The 21,623-nt window shown below is 64.4% G+C and carries 18 protein-coding genes; 6 read left to right on the top strand and 12 right to left on the bottom strand.

The genetic code is table 11. The annotated features are described in order from the left end of the window. Positions 1-32 precede the first annotated feature (32 nt). Genes AC6R19_RS11495 through AC6R19_RS11470 form a run of 6 tightly spaced genes read left to right on the top strand, consistent with a single transcriptional unit; the run spans position 33 to position 7,369 of the window. Complete coding sequence (locus AC6R19_RS11495) at positions 33-1,277, top strand: TolC family protein (protein ID WP_500579957.1); 1,245 nt, start codon at positions 33-35, stop codon at positions 1,275-1,277. Next, complete coding sequence (locus AC6R19_RS11490) at positions 1,274-2,524, top strand: efflux RND transporter periplasmic adaptor subunit (protein WP_500579956.1); 1,251 nt, start codon at positions 1,274-1,276, stop codon at positions 2,522-2,524. Before AC6R19_RS11495 ends, AC6R19_RS11490 begins: the two co-directional genes overlap by 4 nt. Positions 2,525-2,533: 9 nt before the next feature. Continuing rightward, positions 2,534-5,692, top strand: a complete 3,159-nt coding sequence (locus AC6R19_RS11485; protein WP_500579955.1) for an efflux RND transporter permease subunit — start codon at positions 2,534-2,536, stop codon at positions 5,690-5,692. A 27-nt stretch (positions 5,693-5,719) separates the two neighbouring features. Beyond that, complete coding sequence (locus AC6R19_RS11480) at positions 5,720-6,415, top strand: HupE/UreJ family protein (RefSeq protein WP_500579954.1); 696 nt, start codon at positions 5,720-5,722, stop codon at positions 6,413-6,415. Positions 6,416-6,439: 24 nt separating this feature from the next. After that, complete coding sequence (locus tag AC6R19_RS11475) at positions 6,440-6,988, top strand: hypothetical protein (RefSeq protein ID WP_500579953.1); 549 nt, start codon at positions 6,440-6,442, stop codon at positions 6,986-6,988. A 51-nt stretch (positions 6,989-7,039) separates the two neighbouring features. After that, positions 7,040-7,369: a DUF6488 family protein gene (locus AC6R19_RS11470; protein WP_500579952.1), complete on the top strand. Its 330-nt coding sequence runs from the start codon at positions 7,040-7,042 to the stop codon at positions 7,367-7,369. Positions 7,370-7,494: 125 nt separating this feature from the next. Here the strand turns inward: AC6R19_RS11470 and AC6R19_RS11465 are convergent, their stop codons facing one another. The 12 genes from AC6R19_RS11465 to AC6R19_RS11410 form a co-directional block, all read right to left on the bottom strand. Next, entirely contained in the window at positions 7,495-8,016 is a 522-nt protein-coding gene (locus AC6R19_RS11465; RefSeq protein ID WP_500579951.1) for a c-type cytochrome, read from the bottom strand. Positions 8,017-8,060: 44 nt separating this feature from the next. Beyond that, a complete protein-coding gene (locus tag AC6R19_RS11460; RefSeq protein ID WP_500579950.1) occupies positions 8,061-8,315 on the bottom strand; it encodes a hypothetical protein in 255 nt (84 codons plus the stop codon). Positions 8,316-8,365: 50 nt separating this feature from the next. Beyond that, positions 8,366-9,169 (bottom strand): copper resistance protein B, encoded by an 804-nt coding sequence (locus AC6R19_RS11455; RefSeq protein WP_500579949.1) that lies wholly within the window; start codon positions 9,167-9,169, stop codon positions 8,366-8,368. 11 nt (positions 9,170-9,180) lie between these two features. Further along, the gene (locus AC6R19_RS11450) at positions 9,181-11,166 is read right to left on the bottom strand and encodes a copper resistance system multicopper oxidase (RefSeq protein WP_500579948.1); all 1,986 of its coding nucleotides are present in this window, start codon (positions 11,164-11,166) and stop codon (positions 9,181-9,183) included. Between the two features lie 7 nt (positions 11,167-11,173). Continuing rightward, positions 11,174-11,653 carry a DUF411 domain-containing protein gene (locus AC6R19_RS11445; RefSeq protein WP_500579947.1) on the bottom strand — a complete coding sequence of 160 codons (480 nt, stop codon included), beginning with the start codon at positions 11,651-11,653 and terminating at the stop codon, positions 11,174-11,176. Between the two features lie 102 nt (positions 11,654-11,755). Continuing rightward, on the bottom strand, positions 11,756-12,118 hold the full coding sequence (locus tag AC6R19_RS11440) for a hypothetical protein (RefSeq protein WP_500579946.1): 363 nt from the start codon (positions 12,116-12,118) through the stop codon (positions 11,756-11,758). 64 nt (positions 12,119-12,182) lie between these two features. Beyond that, the gene (locus AC6R19_RS11435; protein ID WP_500579945.1) at positions 12,183-13,490 is read right to left on the bottom strand and encodes a multicopper oxidase family protein; all 1,308 of its coding nucleotides are present in this window, start codon (positions 13,488-13,490) and stop codon (positions 12,183-12,185) included. A gap of 24 nt (positions 13,491-13,514) precedes the next feature. Further along, positions 13,515-15,017: a TolC family protein gene (locus AC6R19_RS11430; protein WP_500579944.1), complete on the bottom strand. Its 1,503-nt coding sequence runs from the start codon at positions 15,015-15,017 to the stop codon at positions 13,515-13,517. A gap of 189 nt (positions 15,018-15,206) precedes the next feature. Further along, complete coding sequence (locus tag AC6R19_RS11425) at positions 15,207-18,326, bottom strand: efflux RND transporter permease subunit (protein WP_500579943.1); 3,120 nt, start codon at positions 18,324-18,326, stop codon at positions 15,207-15,209. Next, positions 18,320-19,759 carry an efflux RND transporter periplasmic adaptor subunit gene (locus tag AC6R19_RS11420; RefSeq protein ID WP_500579942.1) on the bottom strand — a complete coding sequence of 480 codons (1,440 nt, stop codon included), beginning with the start codon at positions 19,757-19,759 and terminating at the stop codon, positions 18,320-18,322. Before AC6R19_RS11420 ends, AC6R19_RS11425 begins: the two co-directional genes overlap by 7 nt. Before the next feature lie 58 nt (positions 19,760-19,817). Continuing rightward, the gene (locus AC6R19_RS11415) at positions 19,818-21,107 is read right to left on the bottom strand and encodes a TolC family protein (protein ID WP_500579941.1); all 1,290 of its coding nucleotides are present in this window, start codon (positions 21,105-21,107) and stop codon (positions 19,818-19,820) included. Positions 21,108-21,186: 79 nt separating this feature from the next. Next, complete coding sequence (locus AC6R19_RS11410) at positions 21,187-21,585, bottom strand: hypothetical protein (protein WP_500579940.1); 399 nt, start codon at positions 21,583-21,585, stop codon at positions 21,187-21,189. Positions 21,586-21,623 lie beyond the last annotated feature (38 nt).

Raw genomic sequence — 21,623 nt, 5'->3', positions numbered from 1 at the left:
TTTTTCCTGCGCTGGCGGCGTGGTTCGCATCGATGCTCGGGTTGCTGCCGGGGGCTGCAGCGGTGTGGGCGCAGGAGGGCGCTGCTTCAGGCAGTCTCACCTTTGAACGGGCGATACTGCAAAGCCTGCAGAAGCATCCCGGGTTGGCCCGCTACGATTACCAGCTCGAGGCCGCAGAGGCGCTGGCAGCGCAGGCCCGGGTCGGTCCGCGCCCCGAAATGGGCCTGCTGGTTGAAGATGTCGCGGGCACCGGCGATTTCAGTGGCACAGAAAGTGCGCAGACAACCTTGAGTATCAGCTGGGTGCTACAGGGCGGCCTCATCGACAAGCGCGTACAGGCCGCCCGCAGCAGGACCCCGGTGATCGAACTCCAGCGGCAGATCGAGGAGCTGGACGTTGCGGCAGATACGGCGCGCTACTACCTCCAGGCGCTGGCGCAACAGGAGCGGCTGGTCCTGGCGCACAGCGCCGAGAGCCAGGCGCGGGAGGCACTGGCGGATATCCAGCGGCAGGTGAGGGCGGGCAAGGTGCCGCAGGCCGACTCGTCCCGCGCCAATGCGGAACTGGAACGGCGTGCACTGGCGGTGGAGGATGTCGAACACGAACTGGAAATCGCCAAACGCCGCCTGGCGGCGCAGTGGGGCGAGAGGACACCGACGTTCGCTGCACTCCAGGGCTCGTTGACTGTGCCGCTACCAGCGATCGATATCGCCCGGTTGCAACAGCAGGTTTCGGGTAACCCCAGCCTGGGAATTTTCCTGAGCCGTGAGAGAGTGGCGGAGGCAGAGATAGCGCTGGCGCGGGCCGAGGCCGGTATCCAGTGGAAGCTCGAAGCGGGCATCCGCCGCCTCGAGACTACTGGCGATTACAGCCTGGTGGCCGGTGTCGCCGTCCCGCTCGGCAGCCGCGACCGCAATCGCAACAAAGTCGCGGCCCTGATGGCCGAGCAGAGCCGCTACCGGGCGGAGATGAATGCCAAGGCGATTGTGCTGGAAACCCAGGTGTATGTGATGGTCGAGCAGCTGCGGCACAGTCGCCACGTGGCCGAGGCCCTGGCACTGAGGATCATCCCCAGCCTGGAGCGAGCACTGGCCGACACGCAGAGCGCGTATCGGCAGGGCAAGTACAGCTATTTCGAACTGGCTTCCGCCCGGCAGGACCTGATAGAAGCGCGCTTGTCCTATCTGGAGGCCCAGTATCGCGGCTCCCTGAACCTGATTGAAATCGAAAAGCTCACCGGCCTGTCCCTGGCACGGCTAAGCGGGAACCAGAAATGAAACCTGTGATTTTCTCCAGACCGATTGTTGCGATGTTGCTGTGCCTGTCCCTTGCTGCAGGCACGGGGTACAGCGTCCATGTGCAGGCGTCCGGCGCGGCCGCCGAGGAGGGCGAGCCGGAACCGGAGAAGGGGCCGCATCGCGGCCGCATGCTGCGCGATGAGGATTTCGCCGTTGAACTCAGTATCTTTGAAACCGGTGTGCCGCCGGAATTCCGCGTGTGGGTCACCGACGACGGCGAACCGGCCGACCCGGACAAGGTGAATCTCAAAGTCGTGCTGACCCGACTGGGCGGCGTGGAGGACCATATTGAATTTGCCCCCCAGGGCGATTTCCTGCGCGGCGATACGGTGATCTACGAGCCGCATTCCTTCGTGGTCACACTCACTGCCGAATACAACGGCAAGACATACCGCTGGCAGTACGACAACTTCGAGGGGCGCACCCGCATAGAGCCGAATATTGCCGAAGCCATGGGGATAGCCACCGGCACGGCCGGCCCGGCCCTGTTGCGGGAGACCAGCAGGGTCTATGGTCGGCTGGTAATGAATCCCGAGCGGGTGCGGCAGATCAGTGCCCGCTTCGATGGCACCGTGGAGAGGGTCAGTGTCGCCCTGGGCGAACGGGTCGGGAAAGGCCAGGCCCTGATCGCCGTCAACAGCAATGAAAACCTCAAGACTTACACCATCACATCGCCGATCGAGGGAGTGGTACTGCAGCGCATAGCCAATCCCGGTGAACAGACCAGTGGCCGCGCACTGCTCACCATCGCCGACAACAAGGCGCTGCTCGCGGAGCTGGAGGTCTTCCCGGCAACGCGCGCGCGCATTAAGGCCGGCGTGCCGGTAGCGATCAGTGTCCGCGGACTGGATATCCAGGTTCAGGGAGTGGTGCGGCAGGTAGACACGGTGATCCGCCCCAACCAGGCCAGTGTGGTGCGCGTCGAACTGAAGGAGACTCCCGCGGGCCTGGTGCCCGGCGCCTTCGTTTCCGGGGACATCCAGGTGGCCGAATACGAGGTGCCCCTGGCCGTCAAGCGCTCCGGCTTGCAGGCGTTCCGCGATTTCACCGTGGTCTATGCCAAGGTGGGCAATGAATACGAGGTGCGCATGCTCGAACTCGGCCGCGAGGCGGGCGAGTGGGTGGAGGTGCTGGGCGGCCTGAAACCGGGCACCGAGTATGTCACAGAGAACAGCTACATCATCAAGGCCGACATCGAGAAGTCCGGTGCGTCTCACGACCATTAAGGAACAGACATGCTTGAGTACCTGATCCGGGCCTCGATCCACAACCGCGTGCTGGTTCTCGCCGTGGTGGCCCTGCTGTGCGGCCTCGGCATCTGGAACTTTACCCGGCTGCCGATCGACGCGGTGCCGGACATCACCAATGTGCAGGTGGTCATCAACACTGAGGCCCCGGGCTATACGCCGCTGGAAGTCGAACAGCGGGTGACCTATCCGGTGGAGAACGCCATGGCGGGCCTGCCGAGCCTGGCCTATACGCGCTCCGTGTCCCGCTATGGCCTGTCCCAGGTGACCGTCATTTTCGAGGACGGCACCGATATCTATTTCGCCCGCCAACTGGTCAACGAACGTCTCTCAGGCGCACGCAGCACGCTGCCCGCCGGACTGGAACCGGAACTGGGACCCATTGCCACCGGGCTCGGCGAAATCTTCATGTTCACCGTGGACGCGGAGCCGGGCGCGACCAATGCCGACGGTTCGCCGGTGACGCCGACCGATCTTCGCACCGTCCACGACTGGATCATCCGCCCTCAGCTGCTGCGCGTGCCCGGGGTCGTGGAGGTGAACCCGATCGGCGGTTTCAAGCGGGAAATCCTCGTCGCCATAGAGCCGGAAAACCTGCTGGCATTCGGGTTGACCCAGGAGGACCTGATCCGCGCGATCGAGGCCAATAACCAGAACCGCGGCGTCGGCTTTATCGAACACAGCGGCGCCCAGTGGCTGCTGCGCGTACCGGGCCAGGCGGAGACGGTGGAGACCCTGACGGATTTCCTCGTCGCGGAAGTGGAAGGCGTGCCAGTGCGCCTGGGAGATGTCGCGCGGGTCGGAGAAGGCCGGGAGATGCGCACCGGAGCGGCCACCCAGAACGGGCGCGAAGTGGTGATGAGCACCGTCTTTATGCTGGTGGGGGAAAACAGCCGCACCGTGGCCCACGCCGTCGGCACAAAGCTGGAGGAAATCAAGGCGAGCCTGCCCCCGGGCATCGCCGCCACTGCGGTCTACGACCGCACCGGCCTGGTGGACCAGACGCTGCACACGGTGCGCACCAACCTGCTCGAGGGCGCGCTGCTGGTGATCGCCATCCTGTTCCTGCTGCTCGGCAATGTGCGCGCCGCGGTCCTGACCGCACTGGTGATCCCGATTGCGATGCTGATGACCATCACCGGCATGGTACAGACCCGAGTCAGCGCCAACCTGATGAGCCTCGGCGCACTGGATTTCGGCCTGCTGGTGGACGGGGCCATCATCATCGTCGAGAACTGCCTGCGCCGCCTGGGCGAGGCCGCGCGCAACGGCAGGCTCGAAATGAATGAGCGCCTGGAGCTGGTGTTCCAGGCCACCCGGGAGGTGATCCGGCCGGCCATGTTCGGGGTATTTATCATCACCGCCGTCTACCTGCCGATCTTCGCCCTCTCGGGCGTCGAGGGCAAAATGTTCCACCCGATGGCCACCACGGTTGTGATCGCGCTGCTTTCCGCCATGCTGTTATCGGTGACCTTTGTGCCGGCCTGTATCGCGCTGCTGTTCCGCGAGCCGGTGGTCGAAAGGAACAACCGGACCCTCAAAAAATTGCGGGACCATTACCGCCCGGTCCTGGAGTTCGCGATTCGGCGGCGCGCAATGGTTGTGGCCATTGCCGCAGTGTTGGTGTTGCTGTTCGGTTACGCGGCGACGCGGCTCGGCAGTGAGTTCGTGCCGAACCTGGACGAAGGGGATATCGCCATGCACGCGCTGCGTATCCCCGGCACTTCCCTGGGACAGGCCATCGCCCTGCAGGAATCCCTCGAAGCGAGAATCAAGGAACTGCCGGAAGTAGAGCGGGTGTTCGCCAAGATCGGCACTGCCGAGGTGGCGACCGATGCGGTACCGCCCAGCGTGGCCGACAACTTCATCATCCTCAAACCGCGGGACCAGTGGCCGGACCCGTCCAAGTCCAGGATTCAGCTGGTCGACGAACTGGCCGAACTGGTGGAGCCGATTCCCGGCAACCGCTACGAATTCCTGCAGCCGATCCAGATGCGCTTCAATGAACTGCTCGCCGGCGTGCGCGCGGAACTGGCAATCAAGGTATTCGGCGATGACTTCGCCCGGCTACAGGAACTGGGCGGCGCCATCGAGGCCGCCATTGGCGATGTCGAGGGCATCGCGGATATCCAGATGGAGCAGACCACCGGCCTGCCGATGCTCACCATATTGCCGGATCGCGCCGCACTGGCGCAGTACGGGCTGGATGTAAATACGGTGCAGGATCAACTGGCCACTGCGATGGGCGGCACCGTGGCGGGCCGCTTTTACCAGGGCGACCGGCGCACCGATATCGTCGTGCGCCTGCCGGAAGCCCTGCGCGAGGACGTGGACGCCCTGGCCAAACTGCCCGTCCACCGAACCGACGGCGACTATGTGCCCCTGGAGGAGGTCGCCAAACCGGAGCTGGTGACGGGAATCAACCAGGTATTCCGGGAGAACGGCAAACGCCGCGTTGTGGTGACGGCCAACGTGCGCGGCCGCGACCTGGGCAGCTTTGTCGCCGACGTGCAGCGGGCCATAGCCGACAATGTCGAGATACCGGCGGGCTACTGGGTGGAGTACGGCGGCACCTACCAGGCACTGCAATCCGCCAGTCAGCGGCTCGCCATCGTAGTGCCCCTGACACTGCTGTTGATCATGGGCCTGCTGCTGCTCGCGCTCGGCTCCCTCAAGGATGCCGCCATCATCTTTACCGGCGTACCCCTGGCCCTGACTGGCGGCGTGCTGTCGCTGATGCTGCGCGGTATTCCCTTCTCCATTTCCGCGGCAGTGGGCTTTATCGCCCTCTCGGGTATCGCCATCCTGAACGGACTGGTGATGGTGTCCTTTATCCGCGACCTGCGCCACCAGGGCTACGGAGTCGACAAGGCCATTATTGAAGGCGCCCTGATCCGGCTGCGCCCGGTGATCACCACGGCACTGGTGGCCTCCCTCGGTTTCGTGCCCATGGCACTGAACACCGGCATCGGGGCCGAGGTGCAGCGCCCGCTGGCCACGGTCGTCATCGGCGGCATCATCTCCTCGACCCTGCTGACGCTGGTGGTATTGCCGGCCCTGTACCGGATGCTGCACGGCAATGAAAAGGAAGTAGAGCAGGGCGCTGCCGAATCGGCAGTGGCGGGACCGGCCGGAAAATCACAATGACTATTGAAAATAACGGAGGTGCTTTAAGTGTTCAATCGATGTAGATGGGCTTTCGGCGTACTGGCGCTCGGGATCGGCATGCTGGTCTCGATGCCGCTGTTCGCGCACGGGGTCGACGATGCGACCAAGGCATTTCTCGCCGGCAACGAGGGTATTTCCATCATCCCCTTCCTGTATATCGGCGCCAAGCATATGGTCACCGGCTATGATCACCTGCTGTTCCTGGTCGGGGTTATCTTCTTCCTCTACCGCCCGAAGGACGTACTGATCTATGTCAGCTTCTTTACCCTGGGCCACAGCCTGACGCTGCTGTTCGGGGTCCTCAATGACACCCATGTGAATGCCTACCTGATCGACGCCATCATCGGCCTGTCCATCGTCTACAAGGGCTTCGACAATCTGGGGGGCTTCAAGCGCCTGCTTGGCCGCCAGCCCAACACCAAGGCGGCGGTGCTGATCTTCGGCCTGTTCCACGGTTTCGGGCTCGCCACCAAGCTGCAGGAATTCCAGTTCTCCGAAGACGGGCTGGCGGAAAACCTGCTGGCGTTCAATGTCGGTGTGGAACTCGGCCAGTTTATGGCCCTGGTATTCATTCTGCTGGCCATCACCTTCTGGCGCCGCTATGACAGCTTCCTGCGTTTCTCCGCTGCGACCAACACCCTGCTGATGAGCGGCGGCATGATGCTGATGGGCTACCAGATGACCGGCTATTTCGTGAACTGAATCATTTGAAACCGAGGTAACAAGATGCAACTGAATGAACTGCCGGTGCAGCCGGCCAAAACACTGGCCAAGGCCTCCCTGGCTGCCGCCGTACTGGCGGCCGTTACGCTGACAACCGTTATCCTGCCGGCCGAATACAACATCGACCCCACCGGAATCGGCGGCGCGCTCGGCCTGACAGAACTCAATGGCGAAGCCGTGATGGCCGCGGCCCCGGAGCCCGTTGAGCGCGAAGGCCAGGAATTCGCCTATCGAACCGACAGCGTCACCATCGAGATACCCGCCGGGCGCGGACTGGAGTACAAGCTCCACTTGGCCAGGCACGGCCATATGGAATATGAGTGGACCACCGACAGCGGCCAGCTGTATTTCGACTTCCACGGCGAGCCCACCGGCGACACCAGCGGCTATTTTGAGAGCTTCGCCATTGCCACTGCCGGGGAGATGCGCGGTTCCCTGACCACACCGTTTGACGGCTCCCATGGCTGGTACTGGAAAAACAATGGTGAAGAGGCAGTGACCATCACCCTGAAGACGAAGGGTTTCTACGATGTGATCGGCCTGAAACAGTAACCTGAAACACCAACCGGGAATCAACGCAAAACCTTGTTTAAGGAGATCATTATGAAAAAACTCATCCGCATTTCTGTCGTACTGGTCGCGTTTCTCTTTTCCGTGACGGTATTCGCCCACGGCGACCACGAGCACAACAACTTCGACACCGTATCCATGGCCGAGGCAAAGGGCATTGCGGGCCAGGAAATCGACCGCCTGATCAAGGAGGGCAAGATTGACAAGGTGTGGGCCGGCCAGTCCCTCAGTGCCGCCATGGGGCGGGTCAATAATCAGCGCCAGTGGGTCGTGACCAGTAAAGCCGGGCAGGGCGGGAAAGCGTTGCAGCTGTTCCTAAGTACCGAGGGTTACTTGCTGTCCTATGACATCGTCGACCTCTGACAGAACATCCCAGATCGCAATGCTCGTTAACCCGGCGATCAAATAGATACTCGTGATCTATTGATCGCGGGTTAGTCCAGGCGGGTTCACCCGATTTCTGTTTTCCTGCATGTTGTTCTTCCCTATCAGTGATGGTGGCCCGAATCTTCTTCATTGCGGGCGGTGATGATCTGGTACTGCTGGGGTGTCAGATCCGGGAGTTTCTGCAGGAAGGCCACCATGGCCCAGATGCGCTGGTCGTCGTGGGTGGGGCCCCAGGCGGGCATGCCGGAGGCCTTGATGCCGTGCTTGATCACCCAGAAGTGGCGGCGTGGGTCGCCGGCTTTTCCTGTGAGGTCCGGTGGCGCCGGGTAGAGGCCGCTGCTGAGGTCGGTCTTTTCCAGGCCCGGCTTCAGGTGGCAGCCGGTACACATCTCGTTGTAATCGGGGCCGCCCATTAGCAGCAGCTCAGGGTTGTCCAGGTCTGGCAGCTGGATGTGGCGCGAGGCGCGCTCGATGGATCTGTCGCGCAGCGTCTCCAGGGCCCAGTGGGTGAAGGCGGTGTGCGGCACGTCGGCACCCACGGGATAGCTGCCCGAATAGAGAAAGGCCGCCAGTGCGGCGCAGGCGATGGCGGCGGCGAGCAGCAGGGATCTGAGGGTTTTCATATTGTTATTTCCTCGGATTGAGCGGGGACATTGTCCCGCTGCAATTATTTTTCCGGCAGCTGGTCTTGGCCATTATGGTTGCCGGACTTCTCTTCCCGGTGCAACTGGGCCGTGCACTTTTTCATCATTGCCTGCATTACCGGGTCATTGGCGTCCATCTTCGAGTGATCCATTTTCTCCAGGGCCGCGCACTGCGGTTTTTCGCCCTTGTCCTTGTGCAGGCTAGGGTCGTGGGCCAGGGCGCCAGCCGCGGTGAAAGCGAAGGTGATCGCGAACAGTTCTTCAGGAAGCTTTTTCATCTGCATTCTCCATTTTCAGCGAATCGCGGGGCCGAGTCCGCGTTTCATATTCAGAACCAAGTGTAGAGGCCGACAACAAAGCTGGTTACGCTGGTGTCCTCGCCCTCGTCGCGGGCGAAATCCGCCGTGTTGCCGAACTTCTTCTCGTAGTGCACACCGATATAGGGCGCGAACTGCGGCGTGAACTCGTAGCGCAGGCGCAGGCCCAGCTCGACGTCGGAGAGCCCGGAACCGGTGCGGGCTTCGCGGTCGTTCTGGCCGAAGAAATCCGCCTCGATTTCCGGAGTCAGTATCCACTGCTGGGTGAACAGCAGTTCGTACTCCGCCTCCAGGCGCAGGGCGGTATCGCCGTCCTCGCCGACAAACAGCGCGGTATCCACCTCGAAGAAGTAGGGCGCCAGGCCGTTGAAACCGATCGCGCCCCAGTTGCGGCTGTCGCTCTCCGATTCGAAGTCGTGGCGCACCCCCATCTGCAGATCCCAGTAGGGGGCGACAGCGCGGCTGTAGAGGGCGTGCAGTTCGGCCTTTTCCGTCTCGCCTTCGCCCCGCTCCCACTCGGCCTTCAACCAGAGCTTGTCGCGGTCGTAGCCGAACCAGAGATCGCCTTTCAATGCGCCGCCGTCGTCCTCGCGCGCTTCCAACTGATCCAGCTTGACCATGGTCAGCAGCACGTCGTGGTCCATTACGTGATCCGGCGTGTTGGGGGCGTGCTCCAGGTTCCGGGTCGCGCCCCGTGGGGCCGGATAGGAATCCGTTTGTGCGGCGTGATCATCGTGCCCCTGGTGGGACATGTCCTGTTGCGCCAGGGCTGCGTTTGCCGTGAGTGCGGCCGATAAAATAATGATTGGTTTCACGATCGCACTCCTCAAACTACGCGCACTTCGCGGAACATACCCGGCATGTGGTACAGCAGGTGACAGTGGTAGGCCCAGCGGCCGTAGGCGTCGGCGGTGACCAGGTAGCTGATCTGCGAGCCGGGCTGCACGATGATCGTGTGCTTGCGCGGTATGTACTCGGCATCGCCGGTTTCCAGTTCGCTCCACATGCCGTGCAGGTGGATCGGGTGGGTCATCATGGTATCGTTGACCAGCGTGATGCGGATCCGCTCGCCGTATTTCAGCATCAGCGGCTCGGCGTCGCTGAACTTGATGCCGTCCATGGACCACATATAGCGTTCCATATTGCCGGTCAGGTGCAGCTGCAGCTCGCGGGTCGGTTGTCGCCGATCGATGGTCGGGGTTAGGTTGCGGATGTCGCCGTAGTTCAGCACCCGGCGGCCATAGCGCTGCATGTGATCCCGCAGGCCTATGCCGGGGTCGTGCAGGCCGTTCATCGGCATTTCCGAGCGCATGTCGACACCGTAACCGTATTCGCTCGGCAGGTGCACGATAGGGCTGTTGCTGCCGTGACCGGCGCGGCCCAGGTTGTCGGTGTACCAGACGCCCTGCATGCCGCCCAGCTCAGGGCGGCCGCCGTGCAGGCTGTAGTTCTGCGGCCCGGCCCGGTGTTGGCTGTGGTCCATGGCGCCAATGCCGCCGTTCTGGCTGTGGTCCATGCCACCCATGCCGCCGTTCTGGCTGTGGTCCATGCCACCCATGTCGCCGTGCTGGCTGTGATCCATGCCACCCATGCTGCCGCCGTGCTGGCTGTGACCCATGCCACCCATGCCGCCGTGCTGGCTGTGGTCCATGCCGCCGTGCGTGCCGTGGCCCATACCCATGTCGCGGTGTGTTAGTACCGGGGCGTAGTCCATCGCCGGCACGGCCGCGTGCAGGCCGGGGTCCGCAGTCAGGGTTCCGCGGGCGAAGCCGCTGCGGTCTATGGTCTGGGCGAACAATGTGTAGGCGCTGTCGCCGTCCGGCTCGACAATCACGTCGTAGGTCTCGGCCACGCCGATGCGGAATTCGTCCACGGTGACCGGCTCTATGTCCTGGCCGTCACTGGCCACCACGGTCATTTTCAGGCCGGGGATGCGGATATCGAAAATGGACATGGCGGCGGCGTTGATAAAGCGCAGTCGAACTTTCTCGCCTTTGCGGAACAGCGCGGTCCAGTTGGCGTCTGGCGTCTGGCCGTTCATCAAAAATGTGTAGGTGTAGCCGGTTACGTCGGAGATATCGCGGTCCGACATACGCATCAGGTTCCACATCTCCCGGTCGCGCCAGGTCGCCGCCACGCCTTTGTCCTTTATCTCGCGCCACAGGTCGCCGGCGGTACGGCGGCGCCGGTTGTAGTAGTGGCCCTCTTTTTTCAGCTTGGCGTAGATATCGTGCGGCGACTCGTCGCTCCAGTCGGACAGCAGTACCACATAGTCGCGGTCGTAGGCCACCGGGTCCGCGCCCGCCGGATCGATCACGATGCTGCCGTAGAGTCCCTGCTGTTCCTGGAAGTCCGAGTGGCTGTGGTACCAGTAGGTGCCGCTCTGGTTCACCTGGAACCGGTAGGTGAAGGTTTCGCCGGGCCTGATACCGTTGAAGCTGAGCCCGGGCACGCCGTCCATATTGCTCGGCAGGATGATGCCGTGCCAGTGGATGGAGGTGTCGTGAGCCAAGTGGTTGGTGACGTTCAGCGTGACTGTTTCACCCTCTTTCCAGCGCAATACCGGGCCGGGCACGCTGCCGTTCACGGCCACCGCGGTGCGCTCGCGGCCGGTGAAGTTCACCGGCAGGTAGCCGATATTCAGGTCGAAGCGGTTGCCGCGCAGTGTCTGTGGCGCGGCGCCCGCGCGCGGTGTGCCGGCAGCGAGCCCGGCGGGCATGCCCAGCAGGGCGGCACCGGCGGCCATGCCGGTGACGAAGCGTCGCCGCGACAGCTGCGGTGGTTCGAACTGGAGTCCGTTTCTTTTTTTCATGGGTACCTCAATGCTGCTGCTCGGGTCTGTCTATACGTGCGTAGACGCTCTCGCTGCCGTCGTTATTGAGAAGCAGGACGTCATAGGGTGTGAATCGGTCGCCCACTTCCATGCCCGGGCTGCCCAGGGGCATGGCCGGTACGGCGAGACCGCGGGCGCCCGCCGGCGGGTTCTGCAGGAACCGGCGGATCAGCTTGGCCGGGATATGGCCCTCGAAGACATAGCCCTCCGCCGACACACTGGTGTGGCAGGACTGGTGGCGGGGTTCCACCTGGTGGCGGTTCTTGATGCCGTTGAGGTCGTCGACATCGTGAGCGATGACACTGAAGCCGTTGTCGCGCGCGTGCGCCACCCATTCCTTGCAGCAGCCGCAGGTGGCGGATTTATAGGTGGTCAGTTGCGAGCCGGCCGGCGGCTTCTCGGTACAGGCTGCCAGCGCCAACAGCGCCAGGCCGCCAAAGGCGGCAAGGATAACTTTGCGGTACATGGTTTTTCTTCCAGTTAATGACAGGGTCGCGGCCGGGCACGGCGCGATGAAATCTTCAAGAAAAGCGGAATGGGCGCCGGAAAAAGGCGCACCTGTCCCGTGTCAGCGGGATTGCGGCGGGCGGATCATGCCTTCGGGGGAAGGATCGGAATTGAGATCGGAGTAGGTGTTGGCCGGTGTCCAGCCCGCTGCTGCATCTGCGGGCGGATCGCCGGCGAGTGCCGCGGCGCAGTGGCCGGGACAGCAGTTGCAGCCCGGATCGCAGTCGGCGCTATTCGGGTCATGGTCGTGACCGCCCTGTTGGCCACAGTGGTGGTCGCTGGCGGAACAATGCGCCGACTGCATTTCCGCCGCCGGGGTGGCGTCGTGGCCGGGGGAGTCCATCGCACAGGGAGCCGCCAGTACCCGGCCGGAGACGGCCAGGAGCAGCAACAGCAGCAGTGTCATGCCGGTCCGTGTGCGCATTGTGAAAATCGATTGGTTGAAACCCGCGTAATCCTAGAGGCCCGCGGCTGCCTTGGCAAGGCTTTCAGCCGGGGCGGCGCGGCGGCTCGCCGTAATTCGGGTCGTTGCTGACCAGCCACGCCACGGTGCCGGGCGGCGCCCTGTACCAGCCGGGATCGCTGTAGTCCCCGGGCGCCAGGTCGTCGCGCACCTTGACCAGGGTGAACATGCCGCCCATCTCGATATTGCCGTAGGGGCCTTTGCCCACCATCATCGCCAGGGTGTTGCGTGGCCCCGGGTGGTGGCCGGCGTCCACGTGCTCCTGGTGCTCGGCCATGCCGTAGCGGCCCATGGGCATGAAACCCGGCAGCATCTTGCTGATTTCATCCGCTACGCCGCTCTGGTCCACGCCCATGGGGTTGGGGACCTCGTGGCCCATGGCGTTCATGGTGTGGTGCGCCATATGGCAGTGGAAGGCCCAGTCGCCGGGAACTGCGGTGAACTCTATGTCGCGGGTCTGGCCCACGGCGACGATTTCGGTGGCCTCCGTTCGCCACTGGGCGCGGGGCCAACGGCCGCCGTCCGAGCCGGTGACGTAAAACTGCACGCCGTGCATATGCATCGGGTGATTCCACATGGACAGGTTGCCCATGCGCACCCGTACCCGCTCGCCGGTGCGCGCGACGACCGGGTCTATGGCCGGGAACACCTTGCTGTTGATGGTCCAGAGGTCGAACTCTACCATCACCGCCGGGTCCGGCCGGTAGGTGCCCGGGTGCACCGCCCAGTTGTGCAGCACGAAGCAGTAGTCGCGATCGACCGGTTCCGATTCGGGCTCGCGCGGGTGGATGATGAACATGCCCATCATGCCCGCCGCCATCTGCACCATCTCGTCCGCGTGCGGGTGGTACATATGGGTGCCGTGCTGTTTGAGAGTGAATTCGTAGGCGAAGGTCTCACCGGGCTGGATATGCGGCTGGGACACGCCGCCCACGCCGTCCATGCCGCTGGGCAGGATGATGCCATGCCAGTGGACGGTGGTGTGCTCCTTGAGGCGGTTGGTCACCAGTATGCGCACCCGGTCTCCTTCCACCGCCTCGATGGTGGGCCCGGGGGTGGTGCCGTTGTAGCCCCAGCACTTGGCCACTGTGCCGGGGGCGAATTCGTGTTCGAACTCCTCCGCCACCAGGTGGAACTCCTTGATCCCGTCCTTCATCACGTAGGGCAGGGTCCAACCGTTGAGAGTGTGCACCGGCACATAGGCGGAGGCTTTCGCAGGTTTAGGTTGCGCCGCGCCCGGCGGCTGGGCATTGCTCCCGGCCGCCTGCGCGTCAAGCGCCGCGCCCAGTGAGCCGAGGCCGCCGGCCTGCAGGAACCTGCGCCGGGAAATCATCCTGAACCTCCTGCGCCGCGCCGTTCAGTGGCGTCCATGTTCATGCGCCGGTGCCTCCTGTGTGTCTCTGCGCGTTTCCGGTTGCGGGCGTTTTTCCGCGTGCCCGCCGTGCACGGCGCCCGCCGCCGGGCGCAGCAGTTCTTTCACATCGACTTGTCCGGTGGCCATGCTGTCACTGCTGGGCAAGCGACGGCCCACGGCTTCCGCCAGCGCGGCGCGGGCTATCCAGTAGTCCCCCAACGCCTCCAGGTAGCCCTGGTAGGCGTCGTACTCCCGCTGCTTGCTGAGCAGCAGCTCGAAGGTGCCGATCAGCATGAAGTTCTCTTCCAGCTGAGCCTGGGCCACCGCCTCCATGCGCGCAGGCAACAGCCGGGTCCTGAACGCCTCCACGCGCGCGCGGGCATTTTGGGTGCCGGCATAGGCGAGGCGCACGTCGTTGTCGCTGTCCAGCAGCAGCCGCGCCACCTCGCTGATGGCCGCCTGCAACTCGGCATCCAGTTCCAGCAGCCGGTCGCGGTGCCGGGTAAAAATGGGAATCTCCCAGTCGAGGGTCGGGCCCGTCAGGTAGGCGCCGTCGGTTTCGCGCTCGCGCTCTACACCTATGTCCAGTTCGCCGAGCCAGCGCCGCCAGTTGTTGTAGCAGAGTTCGTCCGCCAGCCGGTCGGCGCGCGCCGTGGCGGCGGCCAGGTCCAGGCGGTTGTCCCGCGCCAGCAGCAACAGATCTCCCAGTTCGTCCTCCCGCGCCACCGGCATCTCCAGTTGTGCAGGCGCGTCCCAGCCGCCGGCCACTGAGAGCCCGAGAATCGTCGCCAACTTGGTGCGTGCGATGAAGGCGGCGTCTTCGGCCTGCAGCGCGTCTATCTGCGCCTCCGCGGCCGCCGCCTTTTCCAGTGCCAGTTCGCGCGGGGTCAGGTTGCCGGCCTCGAAGTAGCGCTGCGCCAGTTGCCGTGACAGCTCCGCGGCTTTCGCTACCTGCGCGCGCATGACGGCCACCTGCTTCATGGCGACAAAGCGGTAGAAGGTTGCCTCCGTCCGCGCCGCCAGCTGCAGCAGCTCGGCGCCGACTTCCCGCTGTACTATGGCGAACTCCGCCGCTGCCAGGCGTTTGCGGGCCGGGAGGGTGATCAGGTCGGAGAGGGAGGCGACCAGGCTGTAGGTGTTCTGGCTCACTTCGCCCGAGCGGTTGGAGTCCAGCACCGCGGCGGAAAAGATCGGGTTGCGGATGCGCCCGGCCCGATATACCTCGGCGGCAGCGATGCCCAGTTTGGCGTAGTGGGCACGTATTTCCGGGTTGTTGACCAGCGCGATCTGCATGGCGCTGTCGGCGGTCAGCGGGACGGCGCTGAGCTCGGCTACCAGCGCGGGGACCTGCCCTGGATCCACCGCCTGTGCCGGCCGGCCCCGCGCCCGAACCTGCTCGACCACCTGGCCCCGCCCCAAGTCCGCGGGCAGCGGCGTACAGGCCGCCAGCGCGAGCGCGGCGGCCAGGAACAGGAGCGGTGCCATGCCCCTTCGCCGATAGGCCATTGCTTCTTCCGTGAATCCATTCCCTGGCCATTAGTGTAGTAGGGAGTCTTCAGTTGCTGTCGTAGGGGCTTCAACTGCGCCGCCGTGGGCGTCGGGCAGACGGACGCCGTCGGCGTCGCGAAGCGTGCCCATCAAGGCCGCGGAAGATGGGCACGTCGCTGTGCGCCTTTGCCCGTACTGTTGCTGTTTTCACACCCTGTTCCCGTTTCCCGGTTTCCATTTCCAGAGCACGAAAATCGCCGGCATTACCAATAGTACGAATACCAGTGCGGATAGAGTTCCGCCCACCATGGGCGCGGCGATGCGCTTCATCACGTCGGCGCCGGTGCCGGTGGAAAGCATCACCGGTACCAGTGAGATCAGCAGGGTAAAGCTGGTCATCAGCATGGGGCGGATGCGCTGCGCCGCCGCCTGGGCCACGCTTTCGATAAAGTCCCCCGAACCAGTTTCGCTTTCGGCGTTGCGCTGACTGCCTGGAGCGGTCGATAAATAGTGCAGCATCAACAGTCCCATCTCCGCCGCGAGTCCGGCCATGGCGATCATGCCCACCCATACCGCCACGCTCAGGTTGTAATCGAGCAGGTACAGCAGCCACACGGCGCCGATCAGGGCCATGGGCATGGCCGTGAACACGAACAGGGTGTCCGCCACGCGCCCGCGGTGGATATACAGCAGCAGGAAGACGGCGAAGAGGGTGGCGGGAATCATCCACTGCAGCCTGCCCTTGGCGCGCTCGAAATACTGGTACTGCCCGGCCCAGCCCAGGCGCTGGCCGGGGGCGAGCTGCACCCGCTCGGCCACCACCTGCCTGGCCAGGTGCACATAGTCGGCGATGCCGATGTCGCCCCTGGGGTCCACGAACACGAAGCCCACCAACTGCGCGTCCTCGTTGCGGATCATGGGGGCACCGGTGCGGAAGCGGATGTCCGCCACTTCGGTGATGGGCACCTGGGTGAGTCCCCGGGCCGGCACCAGAACCCGCTCCAACTGATCGGGGGAGTCGCGATAGTCGCGCGCGTAGCGCAGGTTCACCCCGTAGCGCTCACGGCCCTCCACCGTCTGGGTGGTGGTGATGCCACCCACCGCGGCCTCCACCACATCCTCTATGTCCTGCACGTTCAGCCCGTAGCGGGCGGCGGCCGCGCGGTCGATATCGAAATCCAGGAAGAAGCCGCCGGTAATGCGCTCGGCGAAGGCACTGCGGGTGTGGGGCGCAGTGCGCGGGTCCTCCTGCAGCGCTTTTTCGATGGCCACCGCGGTCTCTTCGATGCGCGCCAGATCGTCGCCGAACACCTTGATGCCGAGCTGGCTGCGGATGCCGGTGGCGAGCATCTCGGTGCGGGTCTGGATCGGCATCCACCAGATATTGGGCATGCCCGGGTAGCGCAGCTTCTCGTCCATTTCCGCGAGCAGACTGTCCCAATCCATTCCCTCGCGCCACTGTTCCCGGGGTTTCAGGGTGATCACGGTTTCCACCATGGACAGGGGCGCGGGGTCGGTGGCGCTGGTGGAGCGGCCTATCTTGCCGAACACCCGCTCCACCTCGGGGAACTGCCGCAGCTCCGCATCCATCTGCTGCAGCACCGAGCCGGCCTCGGTGATGGACATGCCCGGCAGGGCGGTGGGCATATACAGGATGCTGCCTTCGTTCAGCGGTGGCATAAATTCGCTGCCCAGTTGCTGCGCCGGCAGCGCGGCAATAATCAGCAGTAGCAGGGCCGCCGCGACTACCGCCCTGCGATGTTTTATCGAGAAGCGGATGGCGGGCAGGAAGGTGGCGATCAGCCAGCGGTTGAGCGGGTTTTTCTCCGCCCGGAATCTTCCCCTGATCAGCAGCACCGCCAATGCCGGGATCAGGGTGACCGAGAGTATCGCCGCAAAGGCCATGCTGTAGGTCTTGGTGTAGGCCAGCGGCTTGAACAGGCGGCCCTCGGTGGCCTCCAGGGAAAATACCGGCAGGAAGGAAATGGTGATGATCAGCAGTGAGAAGAAAATACTCGGGCCCACCTCCTGCATGGCCTGGACGATGATCTTTTTCCTGTCGCCCTGGTGGTGCAGTTTTTTGTGAACGTTGTCGATCATCACCACCGCCGCATCCACCATGGCCCCTATGGCTACGGCGATGCCGCCGAGGGACATGATATTGGCGGTGAGTCCCTGGAAATACATCGGGATAAACGCCAGCAGTATGGCGACGGGCAGGGTGGTCACCGCTAACAGTGCCGAGCGCACGTGCAGCAGGAAGGCGAAGATCACCAGCGCCACCACGATCATTTCCTCGATCAGCGTGTGCTTCAGGTTGTCGATGGCGTTCAGTATCAGCTCCGAGCGATCGTAGGTGATCACCAGTTCCACGCCCTCGGGCAGCCCCGCCTGCACCTCTTCCAGACGCTGCTTGACCCTGTCGATTACCGCCAGCGCATTCTCGCCATAGCGCATCACCACTATGCCGCCCACCGTCTGCCCCTCGCCGTCCAGCTCCGCCAGGCCGCGCTGGAGGGCGGGGCCGAAGCTGATGTCCGCCACCTGCTCCAGCAGTACGGGGATATGGTGGGCGTCCACGCCGATCACCACCTTGCGCAGGTCGTCCTTGGATTTCAGGTAACCGCGCGCGCGCACGAACTGCTCGTGGCCGGCGATCTCCAGCACGCGCCCGCCCGCGTCGTTGTTGGCGCTGCGCACGGCCTCCACCACTTTGCGCAATGGGATATTGAAATTCGCCAGCCGGTAGGGATCTATCTGTACCTGGTATTCGCGCACGAAGCCGCCCACTGAGGCCACCTCCGCCACGCCCTCGACAGCGGTGAGCCAGTAGCGCAGCTTGTAGTCCTGCAGTGAGCGCAGCTCGGCGAGATCGTGTTTGCCGCTGCGGTCCACCAGCGCGTACTGGAATACCCAGCCCACGCCGGTAGCGTCCGGCCCCAAAGTCGGAGTTACCCCCTCGGGCAGTTGCCCGCTCACCTGGTTCAGGTATTCCAGCACCCGCGAGCGGGCCCAATAGATATCGGTGCCGTCTTCGAATATGACGTAGACGAAACTGTCGCCGAACATGCTCTGCCCGCGCACGAACCTCACTCCGGGCACACCCAGTAAAGCGCTGGTAAGCGGGTAGGTGATCTGGTCCTCCACCAGATCCGGGCTGCGTCCGGGCCAGGCCGTGTGCACTATCACCTGGGCGTCGGACAGGTCGGGAATGGCGTCCAGTGGTGCGGCCAGCATGCTGCGGTAGCCGGCCAGGGCGAGCAGCCCCACCAGCAGCAGGGTGATGCCGGGATTCCTGGCGCAGAGCGCAATCAGTTTCTCTACCATTGGTCGATCCCCGCCTTGAGTCGGCTCTCGGCGGCGACCAGGAAGACGCCGGAGGTGACGATTCTGTCTCCTTCACCGAGGCCGCTGCGCACCACGATATGTTCGCCGTCGCTATAGCCGGTGCGCACCCGTACCGGTTGCAGCCGGCCGCCGCCGAGTTCGCGGAACACGAAGCGCTTTTCGCCGGCAATCAGCACTGCGTCCTCCGGTACCAGCAGCAGGTTGCCGAGGGGGGCACTCAGCGTGAGATTGACCAGGGCGCCCGGCTGGAAATTGCCGGCGCTGTTATCCAGGGCCAACCGGACCCGCGCGGTCCTGGTGTCGCTCTGCAGGAAGGGGTCCACCTGAAACACCTGCGCGGTGAAATCGTCCAGATAGCGGTTGGGCAGGTCCACCCGCGCTTCCATGCCTGCCTCGATCAGCGGCAGGTCCTGCTCGTAGGCGAAGGCCTCGATCCACAGCCGGCGCAAATCCGCCAGCCGCAGCAGCGGCTGGCCCTTTTTGAAGGCGGAGCCGGCGACGATGTTTTTCTCGATGATGACGCCGCTCACTGGTGCGAAGATGGGCACATAGTCGCGCGCGTTTTTCTGTTCGCCCAGCCAGGCAATCTGCCTGTCGCTGAGTCCCCAGAGTTTCAGGCGTTTGTGCGCGGCCTGCTGCAATGCGCCGCCGCGCCTGGCGGATTGCAGGTATTCCTCCTGCAGCGACAGCAGTTCCGGGCTGTACACGGTGAACAGGACATCGCCGCGGGCCACGGGCTTGCCCTCGAAGTCCGCGTCCAGTTCGCCGATCCAGCCGTCGAAGCGCAGGGTGATGTCGGACAGGCGGGTTTCGTCGTAGGTGATGCGTCCCTGCAGGCGCAGGGGCATGGCAAAGGGTCTGCGCTCGACGGTGCCGACCCGGATGCCAATGGCCTGGCGCCGGCGGGGATCCACCACGACGTCGGCGTCGTCGGTTACTGCCATTTCCATGCCGGGCTTCGAGGTGAGGCGCAGGCCGCTGCGGCTGGTGGTCATGTCGAAGCCCAGCTGCACCCGCTCGCCGCCGCTTGCGATTACCACCGTCAGCGGCCAGGCGCCGTCCATGGACAGCTCGAATTCGCCGCGGTAGACGCCCGGCGAGGTTTCGGCGATGTCCGCCGGCGCGCGCATCTCCGGCATGGCGCCCATGGCCGGCATCACGCCCACGGCACTTACCCGCGCGCCGGTGACCGGGTTGTTATCACTGTCGCGGACTTCGATGCGGATGCGATTTTTACCCGCGCGCGGCTGCTGCGGGTCTATGGAGACGTCCACGCGGAAAGAATTCGCCTGGATGAATTTGCCCGCGGTCTTCGCCGGTTGCGGCGGCCCGCTCTGCAGCATCCAGAAGGCGGCGATGGCGGCGACCAGCAGCAACAGGGCACCGGCCAGGTACTTGGTTTTGGTTGTCACTGTCATTTTCCCCAAAATTCTTCTCGCGTAACTCTTTGTAGGAGGCAAATTGCCGCGCTCATTTCCCGCCCCCTTCCAGCGAATTCCAGTCGTCCAGCATCACCAGCCCCGCGGCGGCGGTGAGCTGGGCCGCCGCCACCAGGCGATCGCGCTCCGCTGCCTGCGCGCCGCGCTCCACTTGCAGCAGGTTGCGCTCGGCCACCAGCAGGCCGAGGAAATCGCCGCTGCCCGCGGCGAACTCGTCGCGAGCGGTGGCGAGGCTCTCCCGCGCCAGCGGCAGCAGGTCCTTCCGGTACATCTGTAGGGTGTCGCCGGCCTCGCGGTAGCGGCTGTCGGTGCGGCGCAGCGTGTCCGCCAGAGCCAGTTCAGTGTCACGGCGCTGCCACTCGATGGCGAGCCGCTCCGCCTCCAGGCTGCGCTCGCGGGCGGAGCGCTTGCCGCCGATATCCATCGGCAGGTTGAAGCCCACCCCGACGAAAAAGCGCTGGTCGGGATTCATCCACTGGTTGTTGTGGCGCGCGAGCAGGGAGAAGTTGGGGTAGCGGTCCTTCTCCGCCAGCGCCAGTTTGCGCGCGTTGCGCTCCCGCTCGGCGCCCAGCCGCTGCAGTTGCGGCTGTGTGTCGAGGCTTTGCAGCGCCAGGGCCAGGGCATCCGCCGGAGGTCCACGCCGGGGCTCCCGGCTGACGGCGGGGAGATCATGGGGGTTGAGATTGGCCAGGCGCGCAAGGCGGCTCCTGTCCCTCTCCGCGGCCTGCTTGAGTGCCAGCGCCTCGATATGCAACTGGTGCTCCTCGTGCCTGGCCTTCAGCACATCCGACTTGCCGCCGCTGCCCGCGGCGTAGCGCGCGCGGCTGCTGTCCGTGAAGGTCTGCCACAGGGACTGGTGGCGGCGGTTGATGGCGATCAGTCGCTCGCGGTAGAGCCAGTCGGCGTAGGCCAGGCGCAGCGCCAGCGCCAGCTCCACCGCGCCCTGGTCGTAGGCGAAGGCACGGCTGTCGGTGCCGGCCTCCTCTACTGCGCGGCGCAGCTCCAGCACGCCGGGCCAGGGCAGGGACTGGCTGAACTCCACCAGGTAGCCGTCCCGTACATCGTCCTGCCCGAGGGTCTTGGGCGCGACGCCCAGCATTAGTTTCGGATCGTCCAAATGGCCGCTGGCAGCGGCACGCTCGGCCTGGGCGCGTACCCGCGCTTCCAGGGCCAACTGCCCGGGATTGCAGGCCAGCGCCACCTGTACCAGGGTTTCGCTGTCTGCCGCCGGTGGTGGCTCGCAGCCGGATTGCGCCCGGGCGCCAGGCGTGAGCAGGGCACCGGCCAGGGCCAGTACCGCCAGTAATTGTCCGCTAGACAAGGTTCCACTCCTTATGGGCAGGCGCGCAGGCGCGCCTCTGTTCAAGGGAAAATCGGTGATTTAGCAGCGGAGGGGTGGATCAGATGCGCAGGCGCAGGGTGGCCAGCCAGGTGCGGCTGCCGGGATGGGAGGGGATTCGGTGGCTTGTTGCGACAGGGACAATCTCAGGGGGAGCCAGTATTGGCGGCCACTGGGCGTGTGGCGCGGCCAACTGCGGCAGCTCCAGCGCAAACTGGGCTGTGGGCAGCAACGGTTGCTGGTCTGACCCTTCGGCTTTGAGAGTAAGTTGGGTATCGACGTTGCAGCAGTCGCAATCCGGATCCGCTCCCGCCGCCATATGCTCGCAGCAGCACTTGGACTGGGGCTCGGGATGCTCCATCATTTCGCAGGCAAACACCGTCTGCACCTGCAGCAACAACAGGAGTATTGCGGCGAGGGCAACAATTCTGGTGAAAGTGGAATTGGCTGCAGTTTTCATCGTCTGCGAATATTAGCAGCCGCCCCATGGGTTGGAAA

Source organism: Microbulbifer sp. SE14 (assembly GCF_059834885.1).
This window is presented reverse-complemented; position numbering and strand designations above follow the sequence as displayed.